This window comes from Streptomyces sp. KR55, assembly GCF_052245645.1.
GTDB lineage: Bacteria > Actinomycetota > Actinomycetes > Streptomycetales > Streptomycetaceae > Streptomyces > Streptomyces flavusporus.
This window is the reverse complement of sequence record NZ_JBQQCE010000558.1, coordinates 1-5,833: the sequence shown is the minus strand read 5'-3', so window position 1 is coordinate 5,833 and position 5,833 is coordinate 1. Positions and strand designations below refer to the sequence as shown.

Here is a 5,833-nt window from a genome sequence, read left to right as displayed (position 1 = left end):
GTCGTAGCCGGTGACCGACAGGTCGTCCGGGACCCGCAGGCCCAGCGCCTCGGCCGCCGACAGGGCGCCGACGGCGGCGATGTCGTTGACGGCGAGGACGGCGGTGGGCCGGTCCGGGCGGCCGAGCAGCCGGACGGCGGCGCGGTGGCCGCCCTCCTCCGTCATGTCGCAGGCTTCGACGAGCGCGCCGTCCGCGAGACCGTGCTCCCGCATCGTCGCCTCGAAGCTGTGGCGCCGCAGCTCGCCGACCGCGCCGTAGCCCGCGATGTGCGCGATGCGGCGGTGGCCGAGCCCGATGAGGTGCTCGGTGACGAGCCGCGTGCCCCGCTCGTCGTCACCGGCGACGACGTCGACGCCGGTCGGTACGGGTTCGCGGGCGCCGGCGACGACGAGCGGGATGCGGTCGGCGACCGTGCCGAGCGCCGCCGGGTCGGGCAGGGTGCCGACCACGATCAGGCCGTCGACCCGCAGGTCCAGGAAGGGGCCGGTGATGTCGTGGCCCGTGCGGCGGTTGAGGCGGGCGTCGGCGAGCAGCATGTGCAGGCCGTTGTCGTGGAGGAGGGAGTTCAGACCGTCGAGGAGATCGACGAACCAGGGGTTGCGCAGGTCGTTGAGGAGGACGCCGACCGTGCGGGTGCGCTGCTCGCTGAGGCTGCGGGCGGCGGCGTTCGGCCGGTAGCCCAGCTCGCGCACCGCCCGCAGTACGGCCTCCCGCTTCTCGGGCCGTACCTGGCCGGAGCCGCGCAACACCAGCGAGACCAGCGACTTGGAGACGCCGGCGTGCTCGGCCACGTCACGGATGGTCGGCGGTCGCATGGGATGGACCGTTCCATGAGACGCGCCGGGTTGTCAAAGGGGTTGACACCTTGCGGAAGACCCACTCAGGGTGACCTGGACAGAATGTGGACCGGTCCAAAGAGGGGCTGTCATGGTGGATGCGCTCGGTGTCGCCGTCGTCGGATTCGGCTGGATGGGCCGGGTGCACACCCAGGCGTACGCCCGCCTCCCCCACCACTACCCCCAACTGCCCCTCCGCCCGCACCTCGTGACGGTCGCCGAGGAGGTGCCCGGCCGCGCCGAGCAGGCCGCCGAGCAGTTCGGTTTCGCCTCCGCGACCCGCGACTGGCGCGAGGTGGCCGCCGACCCGCGCGTGCGAGCGGTGAGCATCACGGCGCCGAACTTCCTGCACCGCGAGATCGGCGTGGCAATGGCCGAGGCCGGCAAGCACATCTGGATCGAGAAGCCGGTCGGCCTGACGGCCGAGGACGCCCGCGCGGTCGCCGACGCGGTCGCCGAGGCCGGCGTCCAGGGCGCGGTCGGCTTCAACTACCGCAACGCGCCCGCCGTGGAGGCCGCCCGGGAGCTGATCGCCACCGGCGACATCGGCACGGTCACGCATGTCCGCATCCGGCTGTTCAGCGACTACGCGGCGCATCCCGAGGGCGCGCTGACCTGGCGGTACGAGCGGGAGCGCGGCGGCAGTGGAGTGCTGGGCGACCTGGCCTCGCACGGCGCGGACCTGGGCCGTTTCCTGCTCGGCGACATCGCGTCGCTCACCGCCGACACGGCGGTCTTCGTCCCGGAGCGGGCCCGCCCCACCGGCGCCACCGCGGGCCACTCCCGCGCCGCGGGCGGTGAGCTCGGCCCGGTCGAGAACGAGGACTACGTCAACTGTCTGCTCCGCTTCGCCTCGGGCGCCCGCGGTGTCCTGGAGGCCTGCCGGGTCTCGGTCGGCGAGCAGAACAACTACGGCTTCGAGGTGCACGGCACCAGGGGCGCGGTGTTCTGGGACTTCCGCCGTATGAACGAGCTGCGGGTCAGCCGCGGCACGACCTACCAGGACCAGCCCATCAGCACGGTGTACGTCGGCCCCGGGCACGGTGAGTTCGCCGCCTTCCAGCCGGGCGCCGCCAACGCCATGGGCTACGACGACCTGAAGGTCATCGAGGCGTACCGCTTCCTGCGCTCGATCGCCGAGGGCACACCGCACGGCGCCACGCTGTCGGACGCGGTGCACAGCGCGGCCGTACTGGACGCGATGGCACGGTCCGCGGAGAGCGGCGCCTGGGTCGCTGTGGAAGCGCAGGCGTGACGGGGAGCGGTCAGCGCGCCTTGCGGGCCCGTCGGCCGATCGCGGTCTTGGCCGGGATCAGGACGAGCCACCACCAGGCAGCCGCGGGCCCGATGAGCAGAGCCAGCGGGATGGTGAGGAGGAAGATCACCACCGTCGTGGCGAGATCGAGGGCGTCCAGTGCGGTGCCCACCTCGGGGGCCTCCCCGCCGCGCAGCCAGGGGCGTGCGGCCAGGAGGACGACCAGCGCGAGGTGGGTGGCACCGAGTGCGGCGACCGCCGCCGCGTAGATGGCGACCGAGGCGGGTTCGTCACCGTAGTCGGAGATCAGCCTGGTGGGGAAGGGCAGCAGTGCCGCAACGCCCAGGTCGAGCACGGCCAGTGCGATGACCTGTCCGTCGACCTGCCGGACGGCGCGGAAGATCCTGCGGTGGTCGCGCCAGAAGCTGCCGAGCACCGCCACGCTGAGCGCGTAGGCGCCCAGGTCGGGGAGGAGCTCGCGCAGAGCCTCGTGGTACTGCGCGGAGTCGAGCCCTCGCGGCACGGTGAGATCCAGGACGAGCAGGGTGATGGCGATGGCGAACACGCCGTCGGCGAGGGCCACCAACCGCTCGGGCCCGCCGTCCGGGATGGATTTCCACATGCGCACGACGGTAGGGAGCCGGGGCCCACCGAGCGGGGATACACGCCCGGGCCGCGTCACACGGCCGTCGCCTGCGGTGGCATGTTGTAGGGCGTGACCACCTGGATCGCGGAGGGGAGGGTCGGTCCGGTGGGCGGCAGGGCGTCCTGGGCGCGCATCACGATGTGGCAGGCCTCCCGCATGTCCTGGCGCAGGTCGTGGTGGAGTACCGCGGACAGGCGGTGCTCGCGCAGCAGCCGGGTGTTGTCGTGGTCGAGGTCGTGCGCGACGAAGACGGCGCACTCGCGGCCGAGGTCCTCGAAGGCCCGGAGGGTGGCGATGTTGCCGCCGCCGATCGAGTAGACCGCGCGGATGTCCGGGTCGCGTTCCAGAGCGGCGCGCACCAGGTCGTACTGCGTGGCGTCCAGGCCCTGACCTTCGGCGATCTCGACGAGGGTGCGGTCGGGGTGCCGGGCGCGCATGGCGGCGCGGAAGCCCATCTCGCGCTCCTCCTCGTTGCGGAAGAAGCCGCTGCTGAGGCTGGTGAGCACATTGCCGGGCCGGTCGCCGAGCCACTGACCCATGAGGTATGCGGCCGTCGCTCCCGCCGCCCGGTTGTCGATGCCGACGTAGGCGAGGCGCGGCGTGGCGGGCAGGTCCGTCACCAGGGTCACCACCGGTATGCCCGCCTCCGCGAGCCTGGTGACCGCTGCCGTGACCTCGGGGACGTCCGGCGCCTTGAGGATCACGCCCTGCGAGCCGCGCCGGGCGATCCGGTCCAGCGTCCCGGTCAGCTCCTGCCCCGGGCCGGTCTCCCGGAAGTGGAAACGGGAGCGTACGACGGCAGGATGCAGAGAGGGCAGCTCGGCCTCCAGGGCGGCCCGTACGGCAGTGGAGAACCGTTCCGGCGTCTGCATCACGATGTCGATCATGAAGGTGCGGCCGACCAGTCTGACCTGGGTGCGCTGCCGGTCCAGATCGGCGATGGCCTGCTTGACCTCCCTGGCGGTGCTCTCGCGGACCCCGCCCCGCCCGTTCAGTACCCGGTCGACGGTGGCCTCGCTCAGGCCTGCCTGACGTGCGATCTCCCGGATGGGGAAGGGGTGGCCCATGCGGACGGCTCCTTGAGGGGTTTTTGATGGCTGCCTGCTGGTTGTTCGAGGGGTTTGTACTGACAACAATGACAGCACTGTGTCGCCGTTGTCACCGAAAGGACGACGATGTCCTCCACCTCGTGGCTCTCCGAGCAAGACTGTGACCTCGACGCCTTCCGCGCGCTGGTCGAGCAGAAGACCGATGCCGCCGACTACCCCCACGCCGCGTCCGTGGAACAGAACGTCCTGGTGTACGACAGTGACCGGCTGCGCGACGGGAGCCGCCGGGACATCCAGGCCGAGCTGGTCCGCGCGCTCTCCGACGGCCCCGGCATCGTGGTCTTCCAGCGGGCCTTTGAGGACCTGGACGTCGTCGACCGGCTCACCGCCGTCTTCGACGCCCTGATCTCCGAGCAGCGCGCCTCGGGCGCGGGCGCCGGTGACCACTTCGCGAAGCCCGGCGCCAACGACCGGGTGTGGAACGCGTTGGAGAAGGCGGCCCTGTACGAGCCCGAGGCGTTCGCCGACTACTACGCCAACGACATCCTGGCGCTCGTGTCGGAGGCCTGGCTCGGCCCCGGCTACCAGGTCACGTCACAGGTCAACGTGGTCAACCCGGGCGGCGCAGCCCAGACCGCACACCGGGACTACCACCTGGGCTTCCTCTCCAACGAGACGGCGGCCGCCTACCCGGCGCACGTGCACCGCCTCTCCCCCGTGCTCACCCTCCAGGGCGCGGTCGCGCACGGCGACATGCCCGTGGAGTCCGGCCCGACGATGTACCTGCCGTACTCGCAGACGTACGAGCCCGGTTATCTGGCATGGCGACTCCCCGAATTCCAGGCGCACTTCGAGGCGCACCACGTCCAGCTCCCGCTCGCCAAGGGCGACGCCGTCTTCTTCAACCCGGCGCTGTTCCACGCCGCCGGCACGAACCGCTCCGCGGACGTACGGCGGATGGCCAACCTCCTCCAGGTGTCCTCCGCGTTCGGGCGCGCGATGGAGACGGTGGACCGGGCGGCCGTCGTGAACGCGCTTTTCCCGGTGTTGCTGAAGCGCAGGCCCGAGGGCGTGGACGAGGCGTGGCTGGAGAACGTGATCGCTGCGAGCGCCGAGGGCTACCCCTTCCCCACGAACCTCGACAGCGACCCGCCGGTCGACGGGCTCGCCCCGCCCTCCCAGGCGGACGTCGTACGGCGCGCGCTGCGCGAGACATGGGCTCCCGAGGCTCTGCGGGAAGAGCTGCGGGCCGGCGCCGAGCGGCGCCAGAGCTGAAAGGACCTGGAAAAACATGGGACTTCTCGACGAAAAGGTCGTCCTGGTCAACGGCGGCAGCCAGGGTGTCGGCGCGGCCATCGCACGGGCGGCCGTCCGCGAGGGAGCGGTCGTGGCCATCACCGGGCGGCGCACCGAACCCGGTGAGGCTCTGGTGGCCGAGCTGGCCACCGACGGGGGCAAGGCCATGTTCGTACGGGCCGACCTCGCGGACGCCGAGCAGGCGAGGTCGTCCGTGGCCGAGGTCGTCGACGCGTACGGCCGGATCGACTGCCTGGTCAACTCCGCGGGGCTGACGTCCCGGGGCACGCTCCTGGACACCACGCCCGAGCTGTTCGACCAGCACATCGCGATCAACCTCAAGGCGCCCTTCTTCGCCATGCAGGCCGCCGTCGCCGACATGGTGGCGCGCAAGGCACCCGGCACGATCGTCAACATCATCACCTCCTCCGCACACGGCGGACAGCCGTTCCTCGCGCCGTACGTCGCTGCCAAGGCCGGGCTCATCGGGCTGACCCGCAACGCCGCGCACGCACACCGCTGGGACCGGATCCGGATCAACGGCCTGAACATCGGCTGGACCGCGACCGAGGGCGAGGACGCGACCCAGAAGACCTTCCACGGTGCCGGGGACGACTGGCGCGAACAGGCCGCCGCCCGGCTGCCGATGGGCAAGCTCGGCCAACCGGACGAGATCGCCGACTTCGTGGTCTTCCTGCTGTCGGACCGTTCCGGCGTGGTGACCGGTTCGGTGATCGACTGGGACCAGAA

At 71.6% G+C, this 5,833-nt stretch carries 6 protein-coding genes; 3 read left to right on the top strand and 3 right to left on the bottom strand.

What is annotated here, in order from left to right; genetic code table 11:
- On the bottom strand, nt 1–816 hold an 816-nt coding region (locus ACTWQJ_RS45185; protein WP_443312201.1), incomplete at its 3' end, for a LacI family DNA-binding transcriptional regulator.
- Nucleotides 817–928: 112 nt separating this feature from the next.
- On the opposite strand from ACTWQJ_RS45185, the gene ACTWQJ_RS45180 reads away from it, so the two are divergent.
- The gene (locus tag ACTWQJ_RS45180; RefSeq protein WP_443312200.1) at nt 929–2,092 is read left to right on the top strand and encodes a Gfo/Idh/MocA family protein; all 1,164 of its coding nucleotides are present in this window, start codon (nt 929–931) and stop codon (nt 2,090–2,092) included.
- A 10-nt stretch (nt 2,093–2,102) separates the two neighbouring features.
- Here the strand turns inward: ACTWQJ_RS45180 and ACTWQJ_RS45175 are convergent, their stop codons facing one another.
- Both ACTWQJ_RS45175 and ACTWQJ_RS45170 read right to left on the bottom strand, forming a co-directional pair.
- Nucleotides 2,103–2,714 (bottom strand): TMEM175 family protein, encoded by a 612-nt coding sequence (locus ACTWQJ_RS45175; RefSeq protein WP_443312199.1) that lies wholly within the window; start codon nt 2,712–2,714, stop codon nt 2,103–2,105.
- Nucleotides 2,715–2,770: 56 nt separating this feature from the next.
- Nucleotides 2,771–3,805, bottom strand: a complete 1,035-nt coding sequence (locus ACTWQJ_RS45170; RefSeq protein ID WP_443312198.1) for a LacI family DNA-binding transcriptional regulator — start codon at nt 3,803–3,805, stop codon at nt 2,771–2,773.
- 108 nt (nt 3,806–3,913) lie between these two features.
- Between ACTWQJ_RS45170 and ACTWQJ_RS45165 the strand changes: the two genes are divergently transcribed.
- Complete coding sequence (locus ACTWQJ_RS45165) at nt 3,914–5,062, top strand: phytanoyl-CoA dioxygenase family protein (protein ID WP_443312197.1); 1,149 nt, start codon at nt 3,914–3,916, stop codon at nt 5,060–5,062.
- 16 nt (nt 5,063–5,078) lie between these two features.
- The coding region (locus ACTWQJ_RS45160; RefSeq protein ID WP_443312196.1) for an SDR family oxidoreductase at nt 5,079–5,833 on the top strand (755 nt) is incomplete at its 3' end.